The organism is Bartonella sp. EBT8, from assembly GCF_055796165.1.
The window spans coordinates 113,444-135,463 of the sequence record NZ_JBTTDJ010000004.1 but is presented as its reverse complement, the minus strand read 5'-3'; the positions used below and the strand labels follow the sequence as shown (position 1 = coordinate 135,463).

Sequence of the window (22,020 nt, the reverse complement as noted above, 5' to 3'; positions counted from 1 at the left end):
TAGGAATGTGGTGCGAATACAGGCATTCAGCTTTTATTGGAATTTTTTCTTTTAATCTTTATTGTAAAATAGCTATATTATAACCTTGTATTCAAAGATTTTGGCTAAAAGTTTGCTCTCCAACGAAAGATTCAATGAGTATGTGGATCATATCAGGTGATGATGAAAGAAAAGCAGTTTCTTATTTTAAAATTATTTAGAATAAAGCTTCTGAGTTATTAAACTGTAAAATTGTCGGTATGTTTGCTAGAAACATGAATAGTCATTTTATAATATGATTTAGCAAAATTCAAAGAATTATTAAAAATCATGTTACCAATACCTGTGCTTTATAAACATAGGCTCTGAAATCCTTTTATCTGCATGCCTCTTACTGAAAATAGAAAGACAACTAATAGCTTAATAGAGATATAAAGTCATGGTGGGCGTGACAGGGATTGAACCTGTGCCCCCTACGATGTCAACGTAGTGCTCTCCCGCTGAGCTACACGCCCATTCAATGATGTTGCATACAACACATAGAATTACAAACGTCAATGCCTAATTTAATTTTCTAATGAAATAGGCATGAATAATTTGGAAAAGTGCATTTTAAGCAGCTATAAGTATCTTTTCAACCTCATTCACGAGTTCACGTAAATGAAACGGTTTAGACAGTACTTTTGCATCAGGAGGTGCATCGCTGTTTGAATTAAGGGCAACAGCTGCAAATCCTGTAATAAACATTACTCGTAAATCAGGATCAATTTCGGTAGCGCGTCGTGCTAGTTCAATTCCATCCATTTCTGGCATTACGATATCAGTAAGCAAAAGCGAAAACGGTTCTTCTTGTAGACGTTCATATGCGCTAGCACCATTATCAAAATCGGCGACTTCATAGCCTGCACGTTCTAAGGCTTTTGCCAAAAAGCGACGCATATCATTATCATCTTCTGCGAGCAGGATTCGTTTCATGATTATGTTCCAATGGCTCCATTCGTCATAGTTTTTTGCCACATCAATTATACAATAGCGGATATTTATAAAAAAGATGATAAAATGCTTATAATTGGAATGAATGGCAAAATGGTTAATTCTTATATTCTTGTCAATAATACAGCGTATTAGTTGTTAGTTCGTTAAATTCGAAATGTATGTCACATTGAAAGAGAAAAGCAGTATCGGAATATTTAAAACGTAATTAATGGCAGTTTCTTTTTGCTTTTTCTATTCTCAACACAGTTTCATTAAAGAAATTACGAAATACACACTTGAAAAATTGCCTAGCTAGGGCAGTCAGAACAATGTTATATTAATTACTATTTTTGAAAAGGTATAAAACAGAGCAGAGTTTTTCTTATTATTTTTTTCCGTATACTTTGAGTTGTCATTTGTAAACGTATAAGATTTATTTATAGAGTATTTTCTTTAAATCGATAAAATCACTATTTTCTGATGATATAATATAATAACCTTTATTATCAAATAATAATATAAATATATTTTTGCTATTTTATTTAATAATATATTCTATTGTATTAATACTATTTTTTAGTATTTTAATTGTTTGTAAAATAATATTAATTTTCTACGATTGTTAAAATACATTGGAAGTAACCGTTTTATTTTTTTATTAAAAGTATAAATTGTTTTAAGTTTTTATAGAACAAAAAATATTGTAAAAAGGCCTTTTATATAACAAAGAAATAATCTTAAATCTGTATTTTTACTTAAAAACCAATATATTTACTCTCATAGAATTCAATTATGGTTTTATTAAGAAATATTATCTTATAGCCATGCTATTGGGAATAAATGCATCAAATGCAGCCCAAAATTGTTTTTTGTAACTTTCTTTATACATGATTGTATCAAGTTCAGCACCTGTAATGGTTATACTCTCTGTCAGGCGTGTGTGTTGGCATAATTGTCGCACTTCAATATTATTGATAATATTGTTTTGATTAGCGAGAATAAACAGTGTGGGAATTTGTAAATGTCCATGAAGTACACTTTTTTTAATAGAATCAATTGTGTTAAGTGCTGATGCCATCCATTGAGATGTTGGAGTTTTGATGAGGGGGATGTGTGTTTTTTTTTCCTGCTTTAATTGCATATTTGCTTGTTTTGTTTGTTTTAGTTTTTTCCCACCTTTAGCTGGTAAGAAACCAAGACCTATATCAGAAAGAAGTTGTGTTAATTTATGTTGAAAGCCATTTACCTTATTGCCAAACGGAGCAAAAAGAGGCGATACGCAAAGCATTCTATTAAATTGATGATTAATAAGATCCAGTCCGCCAAGTGCTATCAATCCACCCATACCATAGGTTAGCATATAGTAAGGTGGTGGACAATCAGAATAAACAATATTTTTAAGAAATTCATATAAATCTTTGAGATCATTGTTAATATCAAAATAATGATGACGATTCTGTTTTCTCGTCCTGAATTGCGATTTTTCTTGACCATACCAATTAAATATTGCTGCATGAAAACCGCGTTTAGAAATTTCATTCATTGGTGAAAAATATTCTTCTAAAGTAGAAGCATAGCTTTCAAGAATAACAACAGTTCCTTTGGATTTTTTCATTTCAGGATACATTATTGCAAAACGAATTTCTCGATCAATGGCTGTCTTAAGATAATTATTATGGATATTAGAAGAAAAGTGATTCCAGTTTGTCGAGTAAAGAGGTGTTTCCAATTGAAAACCTTTACAGTGTATTTTTGCAACTTAATGCGAAATATGAGAACGAAAGGATTGATGTTTATATAATGATGAAGAAGAGTTAAGAAACGGTTATGTTACTTTAATATAATATGTTTTACGAATTCAAGCTCAAAAGAGTTGACAGAGGAGAGAGCAATTCCCAGATAAATAGTGTGGTCGCCATTCTGGGACTGCTGGTTTACAGTTAGGTTTGCTATTTGGGAACTTTGTAAATCAATTCACTATAGTCGCTCTAAAGGAGGGCAATATTATGCGTCAAGTAGATTTTTCACCATTTTATCGTTCAACAGTAGGTTTTGACCATCTTTTGAATTGGTTTGATTCTAGAACACAACCAGATGACATTTCTTCTTATCCACCCTATAATATTGAGCGTTTAACTGAAGATTCTTATAGAATTTCTATGGCGGTTGCTGGTTTTTCTCAAGATGAAATCGATATAGAAACGCATTGCAATCAATTGATTGTTAAGGGTGAGAGAAAGCCGGACAATGATGATAAAGAACGGGAATTTCTTTATAGAGGCATTGCTTCACGTGCTTTTGAGCGGCGTTTTCATTTGGCTGATCATGTTAAGGTTATTGGAGCAGAGCTTGGTGATGGACTTCTTCATATTCAGCTTAAAAGAGAAATGCCGGCCGAACTAAAACCAAAAAAAATAACTGTGAAGACACTCTCTGCTATGAAAAATGATAACAACCATGGTATGCGTAAAGAGAGTGTAGAAGTTGAGAAAACTGAATGATTATCAATATCTTAGGATAGTAAGTTAACGCGAGATAAAAGTCTCGCGTTTTTTATATTTTTTTTATTGAAAAGAAGATTTTTTTGAATAATTTTTTATCAATTGATAATTCATTGTAAACTAAGACAGTAGAGTAAATTTTTGAAATTTCATATCTGTATAAAAATAATAATTATAGTTTGATATGAAGTTTTGTCCTACATAGGATCAAGGGAAAAATTGGGTAGGAATATGTAATAATTTGTTGTTTTTATGCATATTTTTTACCATTAAATAAGTTGTTGATGAAATTGCATTTTTGTACATAAAAATTAAAAAAGTAGAATATTTTGTAAAACTTTTAAAAAAGTGAAATAAATATAAGTAAGCTCATTCCAAAACAAGCCAAAAACAATAGAAATATCCGATTATAACATTAGTAAGTTGTTTTTATAACGTACATATTTTAAATATTAATAATATTTTTGATGTAATTATTCTTAATAAATAATGTATTATTTGTTTTATATAAAAAATAATTAATTACTATAAAAACATTAAATATTTATTTGTACATATTTATATAATTTATTGTATCTATTAATATTTTTTATATGTATTTATTTTAAACTGTGTTATGCAATCACAATTGCTATTATTATAGATAGCATATTTATGTAAGTCATTTTATTTACAATCAGTTATCAGTATTTATTCAGACTTGTCAGAGAAAAACATAAAGGGGAATTCTATTGAAGGTTCAATTATTTTGAGATCAGTACGTCAACCATCGTTAACAAGGACTTTAGCTAATTGTTTAGCTGATTGCCTATTGACGCAGGGAATGTTGATACATTGGGTTGATTTACGTGAACAGTCCTTGCCGATTACTGATCCAGACTATCATCATTGTGTAGAGGATAATCCAAGTCTTGCGGTACGTCAGTTTATTAAGACAATCGCGGAGGCTGATGGTATCATTCTCGCCAGCCCTCTTTATCAAGGGTCTTATTCGGGTGTTTTAAAAAATGCTATTGATAATTTGGCTTATGATGCTTTTTAAATAAACCTGTTGGGATTATCTCTCATGGTAGTACAACCCAAAAATGCGCACAACCGTGTGAGCATTTAGTGCCAGTGGTGCGTACACTTTATGGGCACACGCTACAATGTCAAGTCGCTTCAGCCAAAGAGGATTTTACATCGGATGATGAAGGTCGTACATGGAAAGTTATAAGTGAAGAGGTGCAAACACGTTGTGAGCGGCTTGCTGATGAAATGTACGTATTTTTGTGAGCCAAAAGGGGGGGATGATAAAAAATGATGCAATATCGTTATTTAATGTTAGATAGTACGGAGCTGCTTATTTCCCTAGTGTCAAGTCTTTAAAGCTACAAGAAGTGATTATTGTAGTACGTTTTCTATCTCATTGATATTAGCTTGAGGTATTGTAAAAAAATATCCGTGTGTACCGTTGGATTATTATTTTACAGCTTCATGGGCACAGTTTTTAGAAGCTGTGAGATGCAATGGTATAGGCTAAAATATTGCATATTATGGATTTATTCGTTTGCCCATACATTTTTTACAAGTTTTGATGAAGCAATTGGCTCTTTTGGTTAAGCCACCGTGTATTCTTTATGTTTTTGGTCGTAACGCTAATAACAAGATGATTGTTGCGTGTGCGTGCAAAAATAAGGCTGATTTAATGTTAGTTAAATTAGGACGAAAAACGGCACCAAATGGCTAGCGGTGGCTTACCTATCAGGAGGTAAGAAATAGGTATTTTACACAATGAAAGGTCGTATGAATGAATTAAAATTGTGATTATTTAAGATGGTGAAGTGGATTAGGATTTTTTTTGTATATTCTTTTTAAGCATAAATACTTGTTATGAAAAGAGTAATATCAAAATCGGTCAAGCTCTTTCTATGGTTCAGTTGATGGGGGAATGCATGAGATTGAATAAGGATTAGTCAAAAAAATCATAATTAGTATGCTTATTAAAGTAAAAACTGTGTAAGACATAATTTAAGTTGATAAAGTCAGCGAGTAAAAAATAAGATCATATAATGAAGAAGCAGAAGTTATAGAAGAGTTATGCGATGAGAAATTAAATATTAAAAAAGGAAAAATTATTGATACGCTGAAAGCGCAATTGGTGTTGATGCATTTGATTCAAATGCATATTTTTCTGATCTACTTTAAAAGAGCGGGTGTCTAAGCTTTTGCTGTACCAGATGCTATGGTGGTTATCCGTAATGCGGCCAAAGAAGTTGCCGTAAATAAAAAATAAGTGGTGTGTTTTCTTGAATTTTAAGATAGATGAATGCAAATCAATAAGACAATTATTTATCGTATGTAATTTGAAACAAAGAAATTTGTAGCTGACGTAATAAATGTATTAAAGAGATGAGTTTCATTCCTTCATTGCAATCGATTTTGTAAATTGCAAGAAGCAGTGTTAATTTTTAAGGTGCAGGGTATACACAGTGCTTTTAAAGCAGTCTAAGAATATAAAGGGAATATATCATAGTTTGTCGAATATTGTTCAAATACGAGTGATAAGCACAAAATTCACCTCTGAGACAATTTTTGATATTATCCATGTAAAATGGGTGTTCTCAAAATTTTATACAAAATCTGTAAAAGTTTTTTAGAAAATATTTAAGTCTTTTATCACTGAGGACGCATTAAGCTTTTTGTAGAGGGTGTTAGATATTTAAAATAAAAATATGGCAAGGCGTATTTTGAATCTCTAGATATGAGGGGTAACGATTAATGAAAAAGCTATGATAAATTGGCGAAAGTGTAGGCACACATTTGTCAGCGCCGATGGAAAGCTCTTGTTGGGACGTAAGGCTGATGTGTAAAATATTCTTGGGTTAAGCTGTGGCGCTTTAGGACAAACTTTATTTCAAAGGCACCTTATTTAAAGGATCAGTTTTTGTCTTCATAAGGTGCAAAGTGATCTTAAAAAAATAAAGTGGGACGAAATCTCATGTTAAAACATACGAAATTTGGTGACGAGCTATAGTAATTTTGTTCAAAATAGATACATCTTATATTGACGGATATATTTTTTAGAAAAATGGTCGGAGCGGCGGGATTTGAACCCACGACCCCTTGACCCCCAGTCAAGTGCGCTACCAAGCTGCGCTACGCTCCGGATCTTTGTAAAACGACTAACCGACTGTTTCTTTAAAGGCAAGAGAAAAATAAACGGAAAATCTAAATTATTCTTGCAGTTTTAAAGAGAGTTTGTGAAAGTGAGCATACGGTTTTGCGAGATCTATATGCTTTAAAATGCATTTATTTTTTTGCACTTAATTAAGAGCGAAAGAAAATGATAGTGGCTTGTTAATATTTTTATTTGTTCATTAAAAATTTTGCAAAAAGGTAAGCACTTTTATAAGGATAATAGCAGAATTAAGGATATTGAAGAATTTTTCTCTGTTTGTGATTTTTATAAAAGAAGCATTCTTCATAAGATAGGAGGATAGTTAAATAGTAATCTCAAGTTGTATAATTATACAGCCAAATTATTGCCTATAAGATTTTTATTACTGTCAGAAAAGCTTAAAAACATTTCAATTTATACCTTGTTGTTTTATTTCTTATATACCAGATAAATGGATAAAGTAGATGAAACATGTTCAAAGTTTTTGTTTAGCAAGAAAAGAGTAAATGATGAGCCGTTTTTCGGTAATAAATTTGACAGAAGCTGCAGCGAATCGTGTTAAAGCGATTATGGATAAAAAAGAGGCGCGGGGTATTCTTATCGGTATAAAGAAAGGGGGATGTGCTGGGATGGAATATACCGTTACCCTTGTAAAGGAAGAAAATCTAGAAGCAGATGTTGTTGAAATGAACGGTGCTCGTGTTTTTATAGCACGTGATGCGGTATTGTTTTTATTAGGTACGCAGGTGGATTACGAAGTGACAACTCTTCGTTCTGGTTTTGTATTTAAAAATCCTAATCAGGTTTCAGCATGTGGATGCGGTGAATCAGTAGAACTTCGTCCTGCTTTGCAGAATCAGCTAGATGAAACGTATAAAGCCAATTGAGCACTATGAAGAGATTTCATTAAGTGATTCGATAGTTTGGTAATTTTTTAGGTTGATAAAATTTGATATTTATTATTCCTCAGTTTTAGCCTTATTCCAAAGCTCTTCCATTTCACTCAAGGTTGCATCAGTCAATGTTTTAGATTGAGTGGATAGATTTTTTTCAATATAGGTAAAACGATTTCGAAATTTTTTATTTGTTTCTTTTAATGCTTTTTGTGAATCAATATTCAAGTGACGTGCAAGATTAAGCAGAGTAAAATAAAGATCACCAAATTCCGCTTCTATATTTGACGTTTTATTATCTTTTATTGCTTCTTTGAGTTCATTGAATTCTTCTTCAATTTTTGCAAAAAAATTATGATTCTCACACCAATCAAACCCCACTTTGGCAGCTGCTTTTTGTAAAGCGAGCGCTTCTTGATCTGCTGGCTGAATGTTTTTTACTTTTGCAAGAATGCTTGTTGTGAAATCGTTTGAAGAACTTGCTTCTTCGCACCATTTTTTCTGTTCAGCCCGTTCTGTTCTTTTAATCTGTTCCCATTCTTCTGCTACAAAACCACGTTTTTTTTGCTCTGCATTTCCAAAAACATGGGGATGACGTCGAATCATTTTTGCAGTGATTGTGTAAACAACGTCTTCAAAGGTAAAACACCCTTCTTCTTGTGCAATTGCAGCATGATAGACGACTTGTAAAAGAAGATCACCGAGTTCATCACAAAGATCTGTTCGGTTTTTCCGCTCAATAGCATCGATAACCTCGTAAACTTCTTCGAGCATATAGGGTATAAGGGATTCAAATGTTTGTTTTATATTCCAGACACATCCGTTATTAGGATTGCGTAATGCCGTGACAATTGCGATAAGATTATTGATATCTTTTGACGCGATCATTTATGCATTTCCTATAAATCTTTTTTAATATATTAGCTATCCCAACGCCTATGTAACCAAGTCCATTGTCCGGGATATTCACGTATCCAACTTTCAACAATATCATTTAATTTTTGCATAGAAGCAGCTATATCAATTTCATTGTTTTCATCAAGTGGGAGTTTTATACGTTCATATAGTTCTAAGCGATGATGCCCTCCAGCTAGTCGGATACAACGTGCTGGGTAAATATCGCAATCATATTGTCGTGCAAGTTTTATAATTAAGGGATTTGTTTTCAATGGTCTATTAAAAAATGTTCCTAAAACACCGCGACGAAACTTTTGATCAACAAGCATACCAACATTTTGCCCCTCTGCTAATTTTGCAGCTAATGCCCAAGCTGCACCTGCTTTAGAAGGGACTAGATGTCCCATAGAAGTTTGTCGAGCCTTCAGGACTCTTTTTGCAATGTAGGGATTATTGGGTGGTCTAAAGAGTACTGTCATATTAAGACCAAAACTTTGAGCGCAGATAGGGAGAAGCTCAAAATTACCAGTATGAGCTGTAAAGAAAATATGCGGTTTTTTTTCATCCTTTAATCGTTGAAATATCTCGACCCCCTTAACTTCAATGAGTCCTGGTTGGTCTGCATGAGGATCAAAATCAAAAATTCTATCAAGAAAAATATATTCAGCGAGAAATTTTCCTATATTCTCCCACATTTCCATTGCAATTGTATGTAGTTCTTTTTCTGTTTTTTCTGGATATGCAGCTTTAAGATTTGCGAGCGCAATTTTATGACGATGGACACGAGGACCAATTTTTTTTGCTACCCAAGAAAAGAAAGAAATTCCAATGTTAGCAGGAAAATATTTTAAAATATTTAAAGAACCAATGAGTAAAAATGCCCATAAAAAGTAAAATATTTTTTTTACTATAATTTTAATACGATACATAAAAATTTTAATATAAAATTTTATCATAATTTAATCGATTTTAAGAATAATTTTACCAAAAACATCACGGCTTTCCATGCGCTGTAAAGCTGTATCAATTTCATCAAATCTAACAATTGTATCAATGACAGGGTGTACAACACCTTGTGCCATTTTTTGCATAGCGTTATGCATATTTTCTATACGACAGCCGAAGGAACCAAATATTTTCAATTGTTGCTGAAAGAGATGCATGAGATTTATTGATGCTGTAACTCCAGAGGTAGAACCACAAGTTACTAATCGTGCTCCTCGTTTCATACACAACAGAGAACCATTCCATGTCTCAACCCCTACATGCTCAAAAACAACATCTACACCTTTTTTTTGAGTTAATTTGCGGACCACACCTTCAAAACGATCTTTACGGTAATTAATAACATGATCTGCTCCAAGAGCTTGTGCTTTTGCAATTTTTTCATCTGAACCTACGGTCGTAATAACTGTGCATCCCATATGTTTTGCAAGTTGAATGGCTGCTGAGCCAATACCCGAACCACCCGCTTGTATCAGGATTGTTTCTCCGGCTTGTAGTTTTGCATTATCGAAAAGCATATGTTCTACAGTGCCAAAAGTAATTGGAGCTACAGCTGCTTGTAGTTCATTACATTTTGGAGGGGCTGGGACTAATAGGCGTGCTGGTAGATTGACAAGTTCACAGGCAAATCCATCAAGATGAAAACCGTAGACGCCTTTTACATGACTGCAAAGATTATCACGTCCCTCACGACAAGCTTGGCATGTTCCACAGGTTTGGGCTCCATAAATTGAGACGATCTGTCCGAGTTGTAAATTTTTAACATTACTTCCTCGTTGTATGACCTCACCAGAAGCTTCTGCACCAATGATGAGTGGCATTTTTCTTTTAGCAAAGGCCATACCACGCCAACCCCATACATCAATATGGTTAAGAGCAACGGCTTTTATCCGCACTGTTACTTCATCATGATTGGGTGGCGGTGGCGGGGAAATATTGGTGATTTCAAGCTGGCGTTCATTCAACAATTGCAGTGCATGCATTATTTCTCCCCTCAAATATATATAGCTCTTAGGTTAAGTATACCAAGTTTGCTCAGTTTAAAAAGGTTTAGCCTTTATATGCGGTGATAACAAGACTTGTGTTTTGACCACCAAATCCAAATGAGTTAGATAAAACTGCATTGACACGAGCTTTACGGCTATGATTAGGAACAACGTCTAAAGGAATAGCAGGATCAGGATCATCATAATTGATTGTAGGGGGAAGCGTTCCCGATTGAATTGTTAAAAGTGAAAAAACGGCTTCTATAGCGCCAGCGGCAGTGAGTGTATGGCCAATCATTGATTTATTAGAAGAAACAGGGATATGTTCTAAAATATCACCGAAGACTGTTGACAATGCGAGATATTCCATCTTTTCATTTTCAGGTGTTGAGGTTCCATGGGCATTAATATAGTCAATTTCATTGATGGTTATTTTTGCATCATCTAAGGCTTTACGAACAGATTCAATTGCTGGGGAAGCGTCAGGTTTTGAGCGTGTACGATGGAAATCATCCGCTGTTTCTCCACAACCAGCCAAAATTCCTAAAATCGTAGCATTGCGATCTAATGCGTTCTTAAGAGACTCAAGAACAAGAGAGCCTGATCCTTCTGCCATAACAAAACCATCTCTATCACGGCTAAAGGGTTTTGCTGCTTTTTCTGCAGGATCATTCTGGGTTGAAAGAGCAGATAATAAGGAAAAGCGAATAAGAGATTCTGCAGAAACTGAACCATCCGTAGCAATGGTAAGTGCACGATTTGTTTCTCCCCGTCGAATAGCTTCAACGCCTAATTGAATAGCTGTTGCACCAGATGCGCAGGCGGTAGAGAGTGTAACAGGAAGTCCCTTTGTTCCAAATTGTTTTTGAAGATTTTCTGCAATGGTACCAAATTGTGTGTTCTCAAAGAGTTTTTTGTGAATCTTATGGCGGCAGACTTCAAGAAGATGAGCATAAGAAGGTTCATTATTGAATGCCTCTTCTTGATCAAGGGCAAAACGCGCTGCCCATTCAAGCTCAACAGGAGGCGCTGCTAAAAAAAGTGGTCCATCAAAATTCGTTTTATCAAGCACGGCTTGCGTTAAAGCTTCTTCTGCTGCGAGATAAGCGAGTTTTTCAGAGAGAGCTGAAGCACCAAGTGTACTTTCTTTAAGAAAATCAACAGTTCCAGCGATATATGTCTTTAATCCCTCAACAGAAAAACGCGTTATTTTATGGATTCCGCTAACTCCACTTGTTAATTTTTGCCAATTTTCGTGTTTGCCTTGTCCCAGTGATGTTACAATTCCTGCTCCAGTTACGGCGACAAGTGGACGTCCGAGATGATCATCATATTTCACTACAGAAATCTCCCTCAAACAGCAGTTAGTCGGACTAGACCTTCAGCTCTTTTTATTCCAATCGTTGTGACAAATGCTTCTTGCACTTCTTTAGAAAAAGGCTTTTCATGATCACTTAAGGCTGGAAAACTGCGTTTTTTTTCAACAGAAATGGCGGCAAGTGCGAGTGCTAAAGGAAATTGTGCTTCCCGCATATACCCAAATAATGTTGTAACACCGCGATAAGAAAGATCAGCAGCCTCAAGAGCTCTTTTTTCTGCTTTTGTTACTTCATGAAAACCTGAAGCAGCTGAAATGGCTAAAGTAGATTTAGCTGCCATTGTTTTCAGCATCGATACAATTGATTCTTCAAGGGGAATTTTTGTTCTATCTATTTGATCCGTCAGTATCTGGTTAATTTCAGCATAAGCATGTGCATTCCGTTTTTCTGCGTGTGCTCTGCTTTCAAGGACCAGAAAAATAGCACCAGAACCAGTTATAACACCGCCTCCAGGATATTTTTTACGTTCCCACACTGGTGTCCACCCATCCCGTGTTAAAAGGTTTCCAAGTTCATGGGCCAGCAACATATCGTAACCTTGTGCATTATAGGAGCTGCCTACCAGTGCGTGTGTACTCTGTCCTGATCGAATACGGGCTACCGCAATTTGAAGTGCAGAAAGTCCACACCCTTCTTCTCCCATAAAGGTGCGAGAAGATCCGGTAACTTTATGAACAATTGAAATATTTCCAGCTAAAAGATTTGATAATTGCGCTAGAAATAAAGTGGGACGAAGTTCAGTGGAAAGGATCGAATTTAACATGGAAGCAGGATCAATTGCTGTCCGTGCTTGTGAGAGAATTTGTGTATCAACAATAATATCACGTTCTCCTCCACTTGCTGCAACAATCATATCCATTGTTGATGTTAATTGTTCATTATTTTTCATGCCTGCATCATCAAGAGCAAGACCAGCCGCATAGGTACCAAGGCGTTGCCATGTGCCCATTTGCCGTTGATCACTTTTTTTGGGAATTTGTAAACTCCAATCAATTTCAGATAATTGATGGACAATGTAGGGGGAAAAAGTTGTACAATCAAGATTTGGTGTAATTATAGGATCGTTTAAGAGTTCCCAATGGTGTTCAACTCCTTCACCTAGAGAGGTTATAAGTCCTATACCAGTAATGAATACAGCTTGATCATGCATGATGGAAAAGTTATTCTGCCTGCTTTAAAGCAACGAGTTCATCAATTTTTGTACAGAGGTTTTTAAGAACAAAGTATTCCTCAGTTGTGACGGCACCTTCGTTAACTTCTTGTGTCCACTGTTCTAGTGGAACTTTAATCCCAAAAGTTTTATCGATAGCGAAAACAATATCAAGAAAATCAAGACTATCGATTCCCAAATCATCAATTGTATGGCTTTCAGGTGTGATTGTGCTACGATCAATTTCACTAATTTCTGCGATAATATCGGCAACTTTATCAAACGTAGAGGACAATGTGCAGTTCCTTATTATAGGGGGTGATAAAATCAAAATATATTCATTTTCCTTATTTTAGTCCCTTTTTCCTTCAAAAAAAAGCTTAATTCAGAGAGTAGCTGTCTTTTCATAGAGAAAATAAGTTTGCAGTGTTTAAAATGACACACTTTAAGTTTATGATAAGATTTGAAATTTTATTTTGTGTTCACTTATTTTTATTTATTTTGCTCATGGAATTTTTTCTATTGGCAGCGAGAACAGCAAGAGCTGTCATATTAACAACTCCTCGTGAAGTTACTGAAGGTGTTAGAATATGTACAGGACGTGAGGCTCCAATTAAAATGGGGCCTACGTGAAGTGCATTGGTTAGATTTTTTACGAGATTGAGTGTTATATTCGCTGCATCAAGTGTTGGAAAGACAAGCAAATTAGCTTCACCTTTGAGGCGCGAATCGGGAAAAACGCGATCGCGAAAAACTTTAGAAAGTGCAGCATCACCGTGCATTTCACCATCAGCTTCTAAATTTGGGCATAATTTAGCAAGAATTTCTGTCGCTCGGCGCATTTTACGTGCGCTTGCTGTATTTTTTGAGCCAAAGTTTGAGTGTGATAATAATGCTGCTTTTGGTGTTATACCAAATGCTTCAATTTCTTGAGCTGCCCGCACTGACATTTCTGCTATTTCTTCTGCAGAAGGATCTTCATTGACGTAAGTATCTGTTAGAAAAAGAGTGCGACGTTGAGAAATAAGCAAACTTACAGCAGAAAAATGACGAACATTTGAATCAAGACCAATAATTTGTTCAATCAATTCAAGATGACGTTCAAAACGTCCTTCTAAGCCACAAATCATTGCATCCGCTTCTTCACGCATCACGGCAAGTGCTGCAATCGCTGTTGTTGATGTTCTGACAATTGTTTTTGCAACGTCGGGTGAAACACCACGTCTTCCTGTGTACCGAAGAAATAAATTAACATAATCACGAAAGCGAGGATCATCTTCTGGATTTGTAAGTTCAAAATCTATACCGGGGCGAATTCTTAAACCAAAGCGTTTTAGTCTTGCCTCTACGACATGTGGACGGCCAATGAGGAGAGGTATTGCCGTTTGTTCTTCAAGTACAACTTGTGCTGCTCGAAGTACGCGCTCATCTTCACCATTGGCATAAATAACCCGTTTGCGTTTTGCTGTTTTTGCTGCTGCAAAGACAGGTTTCATCATTAAGCCGGAGCGGAATACAAATCGATTAAGGATATCATGATAGGCTTCCATATCTTCAATCGGCCGTAATGCAACACCAGTTTCCATTGCGGCTTTCGCAACAGCAGGGGCTATACGCAGTATTAATCGTGGATCAAAGGGGGAGGGGATTAGATAGTCTGGACCAAAAATAGGAGGGGGGGTTGAATATGCACGCGCTGCAACATCTGAAGTTTCTTCGCGAGCGAGAGCTGCAATTGCATGAACTGCGGCCATTTTCATTTCTTCATTGATTGCTGTGGCTCCAACATCTAATGCACCACGGAAAATATAAGGAAAACAAAGAACATTATTAACCTGATTGGGATAATCAGAACGTCCTGTGCAGATCATTGCATCCGGCCGTGTGGAGCGTGCTTCTTCTGGCATAATTTCCGGTGTTGGATTAGCAAGTGCTAAAATTAATGGATTTGGAGCCATTTTTTTCAGATATTCAGGTTTCAAAACACCACCCGCTGATACACCTAAAAAAATATCCGCATTATCAATAATTTCGGATAGAGTTCGGGCATCAGTGTTTTGTGCATAACTCATTTTCCAACGATCCATAAGAGCTTTGCGACCTTTATAAACAACTCCCTCTAAGTCGCTTAGCCAAATATTTTCAACTTTTGCTCCAAGGCGAACCAAAAGATTAATACAGGCTAAAGCTGCGGCACCCGCGCCAGAAGCAACTATTTTGGCGTTTTCAATTTTTTTTCCAGAAAGATTTAAGGCATTTAATACCGCTGCAGAAACAATAATAGCAGTTCCATGTTGGTCATCATGGAAAACTGGAATATTCATACGAGAGCGGAGTTTTTCTTCAATTTCAAAACATTCAGGAGCTTTAATATCTTCGAGGTTAATACCACCAAATGTAGGTTCTAAAGCAGAGACAGTTTCTACCATTTGTTCAATATTGGGTGTATCAATTTCAATATCAAAGACATCAATATTAGCAAATTTTTTAAAAAGAACAGCTTTTCCTTCCATAACCGGCTTTGAGGCGAGGGGACCAATATTTCCTAAGCCCAATACAGCCGTTCCATTTGATATAACTGCGACTAAATTAGAACGGGAGGTATATTGCGCTGCAAGATTTGGATCTTTGTGAATTGCAAGACACGGTGCAGCGACTCCTGGGGAATAAGCAAGAGCCAGATCACGCTGATTATCAAGGGGTGTTGTCGCTTGTATTTCTAATTTTCCAGGTTTTGGATACTGGTGATAAAAGAGTGCGGCACTCTCAAGTTCAGTTTTTTGTGAACTGAAATTACGATTTCGTTCTGTAGACATTTTTATGATATCCAAGTTATAGTATACATTTATATGAGTGTTCCATTTGTGATAAGGTTTTATCTACTGCTAAAGCTTAATTTCTCTAATTACAAAAATGCAACGAGTGTGAACAAATTCTTCTGGATTGTTTAATTAATTTGATGTTTCTTTTTGCTTGCACTCATTAATTTTGTTTTGATATCAGCCCAATGAGTTTTTTCTCCTTAATCACAATTCGTGGAAATGAGTCATTTTTTTAATAAGTACAATATTCCTGATGCTTACATTACCAAGCAGTTATCTTTTTTGCAATGCTGGTGAGATAAGCAAGAATAAAAGAGTACTTTTATTCATTTAACCTGATTGTTATAAATGCGTGCTTTCTTTAATATGTTCTACAAGTGGATGTATAATTTATAGACCACCCTTTATAAGTTCTAATCTTCTGTATAATTTTAAAAAGTTTTTTATTATAGAAAAAACGTGTATTTCAATAAATAAAACTTGAGTTGGAAAATCTCTCATTAAGTATTTTATACGTGTATTGTTCGTTTTTTATCATAGCTCTGTAGAAGAGGGTAACAAAGAAACTAAGAAAGGGGTATGCTTGCTTATCCTCTTTTCATTTATTTGGGAATTGAGTATGCTACTTTGAGAGTGCTATTGCTTAGAATAGAGCAGAAAGCGGCATACAAATCATTTCTTTAATTTGTAATATAGCACTCCATTTGAAAACCAATGCATTATATGTAACGATAAACTCTGAATACAAATAGAAAAACAAAAGTGGAAAAATATCTTTCCCACCTCTGTTGTTCTCTATTGGATACGGCCACTTGCATGAGCAAGCATTGTATAGACCTTTCCAGTATCCGATATCAGATATTTCCGAACGGAGTTAGAAAAACCAGAACCATGGGATACCTCACGTAAGAGTTTTTCAAAATCTGCAATATACTGATTAACTGAACGCTTAAAATCAACATCATTCATATATTTTTTCTTAATCATTTCAAACATGTTTTTCCCGCTTAAAGTATAGAGATGTTCTGTTACGATGTTTTTTTGTCCACGCTGATAATGATCCCATAGTTCAACGACAGCATTGTGGTTAATAGCCTGTAATATACCTGTTGCTAACGAGTTAAGAGACACATTTGCAGGACGTGGTTTTGTTTGTACGGATGCTAAAACACCATTATCAGGCATTTCATCATACCAAGTTTCTTCACGCGAAGCTCTTTCTAGGAGATTTGATACCCATTTATTTTGCCTTTTTTTGCTTGGGTCTTGTTGTAAAATAGGTTTAGGCGGCACGATTTTCTTGATGACATCAGGGGTAATATTATCATTTCTCTGAAGTGTTGATGATGTAGGAAGTGCCGATATCCGCCGCTCATTTGCATTCTTTTGATCAGCTTTTTGTACAACATTTGCTAAATCCTTTAATGCTGTAATTTGTTCATTGAGAGCAGTACGAATTGTTTGCGTTGTTTCTTTTGTTGTTGCAGGTATTTTTTGAAAACTCTCATGAATATCATTATTAATTTTTGAAAGTTCTAAACGAATCTCATCCGCTGAACGGCGTATATCCTCTGCTGCTCCTGAAAAACGCGTTGAAGCTTCATTAATCAGCTGATTAAGTGATTGTTGGAGCGAATGTGTGGAATTACGTGTATTTTTATCAGTACGTTCAAGTGCTAAGCTGAGAACATCTTCATAATGTTCAATGAGCTGATTGATTTCATTAGACTTTGAAACAAGAGCATCGCTTAACGCAGAGAGCGTGTTATGTTTCTCTTCAAGCGTTGTATTCAATGAATTTTCGGACTGTTCAAGAATGTGAATAGTCTCAGACAGTGTTTTAGCATGTTCACCGAAGCTGCTTGTGATATGACTAATTTGCTCAAATGTATTTTGTGAAAGCCCTTGCAGAACTTCGACATTATTATTGAGTGCTTGATTGGAGGCTGAGAGATGCTCCGTCACTTGTTTAGTGTTGCGGAAGAAATTATTTGCTGTCTCGCTAAATTGACCATCAATATTTTGAACGGCCGATAATAAAACATTGCTATTTTCGTGGAAGCTGTAAACTGATTGATTCAACTGTTTAAGAATAGATGAAACATTGTTGACGAGATCTTCTTTCATAGCAGTTACTGTTTGAACTGTTTCAGAATTGGCTTGAGTCAAACTATTCACTAAAGATTCGCTGTGTGCATAAATTCTTTGTTCCGCATCTTGTGTTGAGAGAGAAAGTTGTTCACCAATATGTGCTGTTAAATGACTAATTGACTCCGTTGTGCTTTGTGCTGCTTGATTTAAATGGTCTGTCAATTCAGTGATTTTTCCTACATGTTCTGAAATTTGAGTAGCTGTTTGATTTTTTGCTTCTTCCAAACGGCTGCTCACATCAGAAAGCTGATATCCTAAATTATTTTTAAGATTCTGCATCGAATGATGAAGAACATTGCAGCGTTCGCTAAGGACTTGTTCAATTGCTGTTGTTGAAGTATGAATCGTTTCATTCAACAATGCTTGTGCATTATGACTGGCAGTTGTGAAAGCTTCAACGGTATGAGCTGTTTGCTCAGACAGAACAGACAGAACTTTTTCACTGGTATCATAAACTGTTTGTTTAACGTTTGATACAATGCGATTACCAGATTCTGAGAGAATATTTTCCGCTTTTAAGGCAACATCTGCAACAGAGGAAACTATCTGTTCACCTGTAGAAGAAAGAACATCAGAGGCTTTGATAATCTTATTCTGTAAGTTATCTGTAACACTATTAACAGAATCCTCTAATGTGATGCGCATATTATCAATGTTTGTTTCCAACGCTTGTTGAATTATCTGGCTTTGTTCATTATTAAGCATGATAGAGGTTTTTAATGTGTCAGAACGTTCCTCAAGAGCAGATGTTTGCATTGCGATCGTTTCACATACTTGGCCAAGTTTTTCGGACAAAGTCTCCTCTAGCGTGGTTGCATGCTCAAAGATCTTATGGGCACGGATTTCCAGATTTGTGTCAAACGATTCTATGCGCGTATCAAGGGTTTCAAAGAATGTACCACTAGACTGAGAGAGAGTGCTCCTTAAAATTTCGGCATGGTTTTCTAAGTTTTTAATATGGCTTTGAACAGTTTCAGTAATATTATTGTTATTGGCAGCAATTGCATTCTCAACCAAGTCTATCTGTTTCTTTAATGCAACATCGACACGTATATCACTTTTTGCGATGAGATTATGGATCGTTTCCATCCGTTGCTCAAGTGTACGTGCCTGATCTGCAAGAACTTCATTAAGAGAAAAACTATTAATCGCTAAAGAGTCACGCAGAGCATCGGCACGTATATCAATATTTCTAGCTTGTGCTTCTAAAGCTTCTTTTGTTGTATTGCTGCTTTGTACAATGACTTCTTGGAGTCTTTCTGTGCATTGAACTATATTTGCAACATGATTTTCAGCATGCTGATCAACGATTTGAACGTTATCAATCAAAACCTGTTCAAGACTTGAAGTGTTTTGAGCCAAGGTATCAATTTGATCTTTTAGTGTCTCAGCAATTTTATGCTTTTCTTTATCAAGCATATCTGCCATCAGAGCTCTTTGATCAGAAAGCTGTAATTTGAAGTCTTTTGAGCGCTCTTGTATGATATCAATGACAGCACTATCGACATGTTGAACTTCCTCTCTTAGCCGTTCTTTACTTTTATCGATTGCGGAAAGAATAATCTCATGCCCATTTGTAAATGCCTCGGTAATATCAGCGGTTCTTTCTTGCAGATTTGTATTAATTTGCAAGACATGGGACTCCAAGAAATTCCCAAGCTTTTCAGCATTATCTTCTAGCATTTGACTGCGAGCAATAAAGGATTCGATGATAGAATCACTGTGTTCTTTAAGAGAAAGATCAACAGTTGCTAAACGGTTTTCAAAAGCCTCAATTGCTCCTGAAGTTACGTTATCAAATTTAGAAGAAAGATTGTATGCTTTTTGATCGAGCTGTATGATTTTTTTATCGAAACTCTGTAGAAATTGATTGTTGCGATCAATAATAGCTTCATCCAGTGTTTTAAATTTCTCATCAATATTATGGAAAGTCTGGTCTGTCGCTGTTTGTATATGCGTTGCAATTTTAGCGATGTGCCTTTCAGCTTTAGCAGCTGTTTCATTAAAGGTTTTCTCTATTTGTTTTTCATTATTATCAAAACGTTCTGAGAAACCATCAAAGTTTTTTCCTAATTCATGGAAAAACTCGGTGTTTTTTTGCTGAATTTGTGTCGTGGTTTGATTAAATTTTTCAACAAGCTGATTTGTTACACCATCACCTGCGTAGGAAAGTTTTGCAACAAGATCTTCTCCTTGTTTTTGTAAAGTCTGAGAAAGAGTTTGTGCAAGCTTCTCAACGTTGGTTACAATTTTAGAGGTAACTAAGCCAAACTCATCACTCAGTTGTTCTTGTGTCCCTTTAATTGTTAATTGTACGCGATCAGCATGATTTAAAATGGCTATGCGTTCATTGCTCAATTCTTTAATTAACGTGTGAATGCGTGATTCATTTTCAGCATAGGCTTGTTCTAGATTATGAACTTCTCCTTGTATGATTGCTTCAAGCTCAACAGCACGCCCAAGAGTGCGTTCAATTCCCTCATTCATGGCTGCGACTTCTTCACGAATGGTCTGACCTATAGCGACAGCTTGTTTTTCAGATATATGTTGTGGTTCACTAAGGCGCTGTGCAGCATTGGTCATAAGTAGAGCGATATTATGCAATTCATTTGAACGTTTTGTTAATTGAGCGATTCCCCAAGATATAAGGATAGGGATCGCTGTTCCAGCTGCTACCGCTAGTCCCATTGGTGATGTAATAAAGGTAGTGATATTCGATAAGGAGTTGAGTCCAGTAGGGGCCAGCTTATGAGCAACAAAGGCACCTCCTGTTGCCCATAGAGCACTGAGTGCTGTTGTACACCAATAGATTCGAGAGGTAGAGCGCTGCTTTAATAAGCTAAAATTTGCAGGAGTTGTTACGTCATCGTTAGCAGGAAGAAGTTGTTTAGACAGCAATGTATTATGAACAGTTCCACCTGAAATGTCATATTCAGGTTTCGGGGCAAAAAGCTGTTCAACAACGGATTCATCAATCACAGCGTTATCATGAATATTGGAGACAAAAGTTGAAGTGCTATTTTCAGAGAAAATTTCTTCTTCTGCCATTGCAATTTTTTGAATTAAATCATCTACATTAACAACATTTTCAGAATTATCAGATGAGATCGTTTCAATTGTTGCGTCATCAAAATTAAAGTTCATAGCCTTTGAGAGAGCTTCTTCAACTTCAATTTCAAATGTTTGTAACTTGGTTCTGCGTGCCATACTCGCCTCGTACTCTTACAGATGGATAAAGGGATACGTCCTCCTCCAGATACGCTAATATACTAGCTGTTAATTATTTAGAAAGGAATATGTTCTGGGCAAAATTTTGAAAACTTATCAAGATAAAGTTAACGTGGTTCCTTTAACCTGTTCTAAAATGATATAAAATACAATAAAAACAACATATTATTTTATTATAGCAAAAATAAGAATACTGTTTACAACTTTTTTATAGGGGGCATTATGTGCTTACTTTATTTGAGTAAGGCCAATTTAACGGTAGTTATGCACAATATGAAAGAAATCTGTAGTGTACCAATGCAACCTGTCATATTTTTATAAGATGATGATTCATGAGTTATGCTATTATGAATGAGAATCAAGGAGAGGAGTTAACCTATACTTTCGAGATCTGCACTGTTAAGAAGTATCTGCAATGTTTTAAGAATGTAAACTGAAATGTCATGAATTTTATAAGTGAGGGTGTAAAGTTTCATATTTTCTAGTGGGTTTCCGCAAATTATTGTGTTCATTGCTTTGAATCACGTTTTTTGGGTATTGTGTTATCTTTTGCTAATTTTTAAAGCTCCTACGTTGACAATTGGATATTTTTCAGTCGATATGCATGCACGAATGTTTTATGTAATTCGAGATAAAGGTGTAAGAATAATGGCAGAACGATCACAACACCTGCAAGATGTATTTTTAAATACGGTGCGCAAGCAAAAAATTTCTCTTACAATTTTTCTTGTAAATGGCGTTAAATTAACGGGTATCGTAACCTCGTTTGATAGTTTTTGTGTTCTTTTGCGTCGTGACGGACATGCGCAATTGGTTTATAAACATGCTATTTCTACAATTATGCCGGGACAACCTGTACAAATGTTTGAAGGTGAAAGTTCTGAATAAACAAAT

The 22,020-nt window shown here is 35.5% G+C and carries 16 protein-coding genes and 2 tRNA genes; 6 read left to right on the top strand and 12 right to left on the bottom strand.

The window, feature by feature from the left end; translation table 11 throughout:
* Positions 1–419: 419 nt before the first annotated feature.
* From AC0QT4_RS04465 to AC0QT4_RS04455, 3 genes are all read right to left on the bottom strand, one after another.
* A tRNA-Val gene (locus AC0QT4_RS04465) sits at positions 420–494 on the bottom strand.
* A gap of 97 nt (positions 495–591) precedes the next feature.
* On the bottom strand, positions 592–954 hold the full coding sequence (gene cpdR, locus AC0QT4_RS04460) for a cell cycle two-component system response regulator CpdR (RefSeq protein WP_004858948.1): 363 nt from the start codon (positions 952–954) through the stop codon (positions 592–594).
* 811 nt (positions 955–1,765) lie between these two features.
* Positions 1,766–2,683 carry an alpha/beta fold hydrolase gene (locus AC0QT4_RS04455; protein ID WP_473200515.1) on the bottom strand — a complete coding sequence of 306 codons (918 nt, stop codon included), beginning with the start codon at positions 2,681–2,683 and terminating at the stop codon, positions 1,766–1,768.
* A gap of 277 nt (positions 2,684–2,960) precedes the next feature.
* On the opposite strand from AC0QT4_RS04455, the gene AC0QT4_RS04450 reads away from it, so the two are divergent.
* The 4 genes from AC0QT4_RS04450 (at position 2,961) to AC0QT4_RS04435 (ending at position 5,184) form a co-directional block, all read left to right on the top strand.
* Complete coding sequence (locus tag AC0QT4_RS04450; RefSeq protein ID WP_473200514.1) at positions 2,961–3,455, top strand: Hsp20 family protein; 495 nt, start codon at positions 2,961–2,963, stop codon at positions 3,453–3,455.
* A gap of 748 nt (positions 3,456–4,203) precedes the next feature.
* The gene (locus AC0QT4_RS04445; protein ID WP_473200513.1) at positions 4,204–4,497 is read left to right on the top strand and encodes an NADPH-dependent FMN reductase; all 294 of its coding nucleotides are present in this window, start codon (positions 4,204–4,206) and stop codon (positions 4,495–4,497) included.
* A 77-nt stretch (positions 4,498–4,574) separates the two neighbouring features.
* Complete coding sequence (locus AC0QT4_RS04440; protein WP_473200512.1) at positions 4,575–4,730, top strand: hypothetical protein; 156 nt, start codon at positions 4,575–4,577, stop codon at positions 4,728–4,730.
* A gap of 274 nt (positions 4,731–5,004) precedes the next feature.
* Positions 5,005–5,184 (top strand): hypothetical protein, encoded by a 180-nt coding sequence (locus AC0QT4_RS04435; protein WP_473200511.1) that lies wholly within the window; start codon positions 5,005–5,007, stop codon positions 5,182–5,184.
* 1,342 nt (positions 5,185–6,526) lie between these two features.
* Here the strand turns inward: AC0QT4_RS04435 and AC0QT4_RS04430 are convergent.
* A tRNA-Pro gene (locus AC0QT4_RS04430) sits at positions 6,527–6,603 on the bottom strand.
* A 521-nt stretch (positions 6,604–7,124) separates the two neighbouring features.
* On the opposite strand from AC0QT4_RS04430, the gene sufA reads away from it, so the two are divergent.
* Positions 7,125–7,502: a Fe-S cluster assembly scaffold SufA gene (gene sufA / locus AC0QT4_RS04425; protein ID WP_473200561.1), complete on the top strand. Its 378-nt coding sequence runs from the start codon at positions 7,125–7,127 to the stop codon at positions 7,500–7,502.
* Positions 7,503–7,574: 72 nt separating this feature from the next.
* Here the strand turns inward: sufA and mazG are convergent, their stop codons facing one another.
* The 8 genes from mazG to AC0QT4_RS04385 form a co-directional block, all read right to left on the bottom strand.
* On the bottom strand, positions 7,575–8,396 hold the full coding sequence (gene mazG / locus AC0QT4_RS04420; protein ID WP_473200510.1) for a nucleoside triphosphate pyrophosphohydrolase: 822 nt from the start codon (positions 8,394–8,396) through the stop codon (positions 7,575–7,577).
* Positions 8,397–8,428: 32 nt separating this feature from the next.
* A complete protein-coding gene (locus AC0QT4_RS04415) occupies positions 8,429–9,358 on the bottom strand; it encodes a lipid A biosynthesis lauroyl acyltransferase (protein WP_473200560.1) in 930 nt (309 codons plus the stop codon).
* A gap of 6 nt (positions 9,359–9,364) precedes the next feature.
* Complete coding sequence (locus AC0QT4_RS04410; RefSeq protein WP_473200509.1) at positions 9,365–10,393, bottom strand: zinc-binding dehydrogenase; 1,029 nt, start codon at positions 10,391–10,393, stop codon at positions 9,365–9,367.
* Between the two features lie 67 nt (positions 10,394–10,460).
* Positions 10,461–11,735, bottom strand: coding sequence for a beta-ketoacyl-ACP synthase (locus tag AC0QT4_RS04405; RefSeq protein WP_473200508.1), 1,275 nt, complete (start codon positions 11,733–11,735; stop codon positions 10,461–10,463).
* Between the two features lie 14 nt (positions 11,736–11,749).
* A complete protein-coding gene (locus AC0QT4_RS04400) occupies positions 11,750–12,925 on the bottom strand; it encodes a beta-ketoacyl-ACP synthase (protein WP_473200507.1) in 1,176 nt (391 codons plus the stop codon).
* Between the two features lie 10 nt (positions 12,926–12,935).
* Positions 12,936–13,220 carry an acyl carrier protein gene (locus tag AC0QT4_RS04395; protein ID WP_473200506.1) on the bottom strand — a complete coding sequence of 95 codons (285 nt, stop codon included), beginning with the start codon at positions 13,218–13,220 and terminating at the stop codon, positions 12,936–12,938.
* Between the two features lie 187 nt (positions 13,221–13,407).
* Positions 13,408–15,741 (bottom strand): NADP-dependent malic enzyme, encoded by a 2,334-nt coding sequence (locus AC0QT4_RS04390; protein WP_473200505.1) that lies wholly within the window; start codon positions 15,739–15,741, stop codon positions 13,408–13,410.
* An 801-nt stretch (positions 15,742–16,542) separates the two neighbouring features.
* Positions 16,543–21,105, bottom strand: coding sequence for a hypothetical protein (locus AC0QT4_RS04385; RefSeq protein WP_473200504.1), 4,563 nt, complete (start codon positions 21,103–21,105; stop codon positions 16,543–16,545).
* Positions 21,106–21,774: 669 nt separating this feature from the next.
* On the opposite strand from AC0QT4_RS04385, the gene hfq reads away from it, so the two are divergent.
* Positions 21,775–22,014: an RNA chaperone Hfq gene (gene hfq / locus AC0QT4_RS04380; protein ID WP_010705211.1), complete on the top strand. Its 240-nt coding sequence runs from the start codon at positions 21,775–21,777 to the stop codon at positions 22,012–22,014.
* The last annotated feature ends 6 nt before the right edge of the window (positions 22,015–22,020 follow it).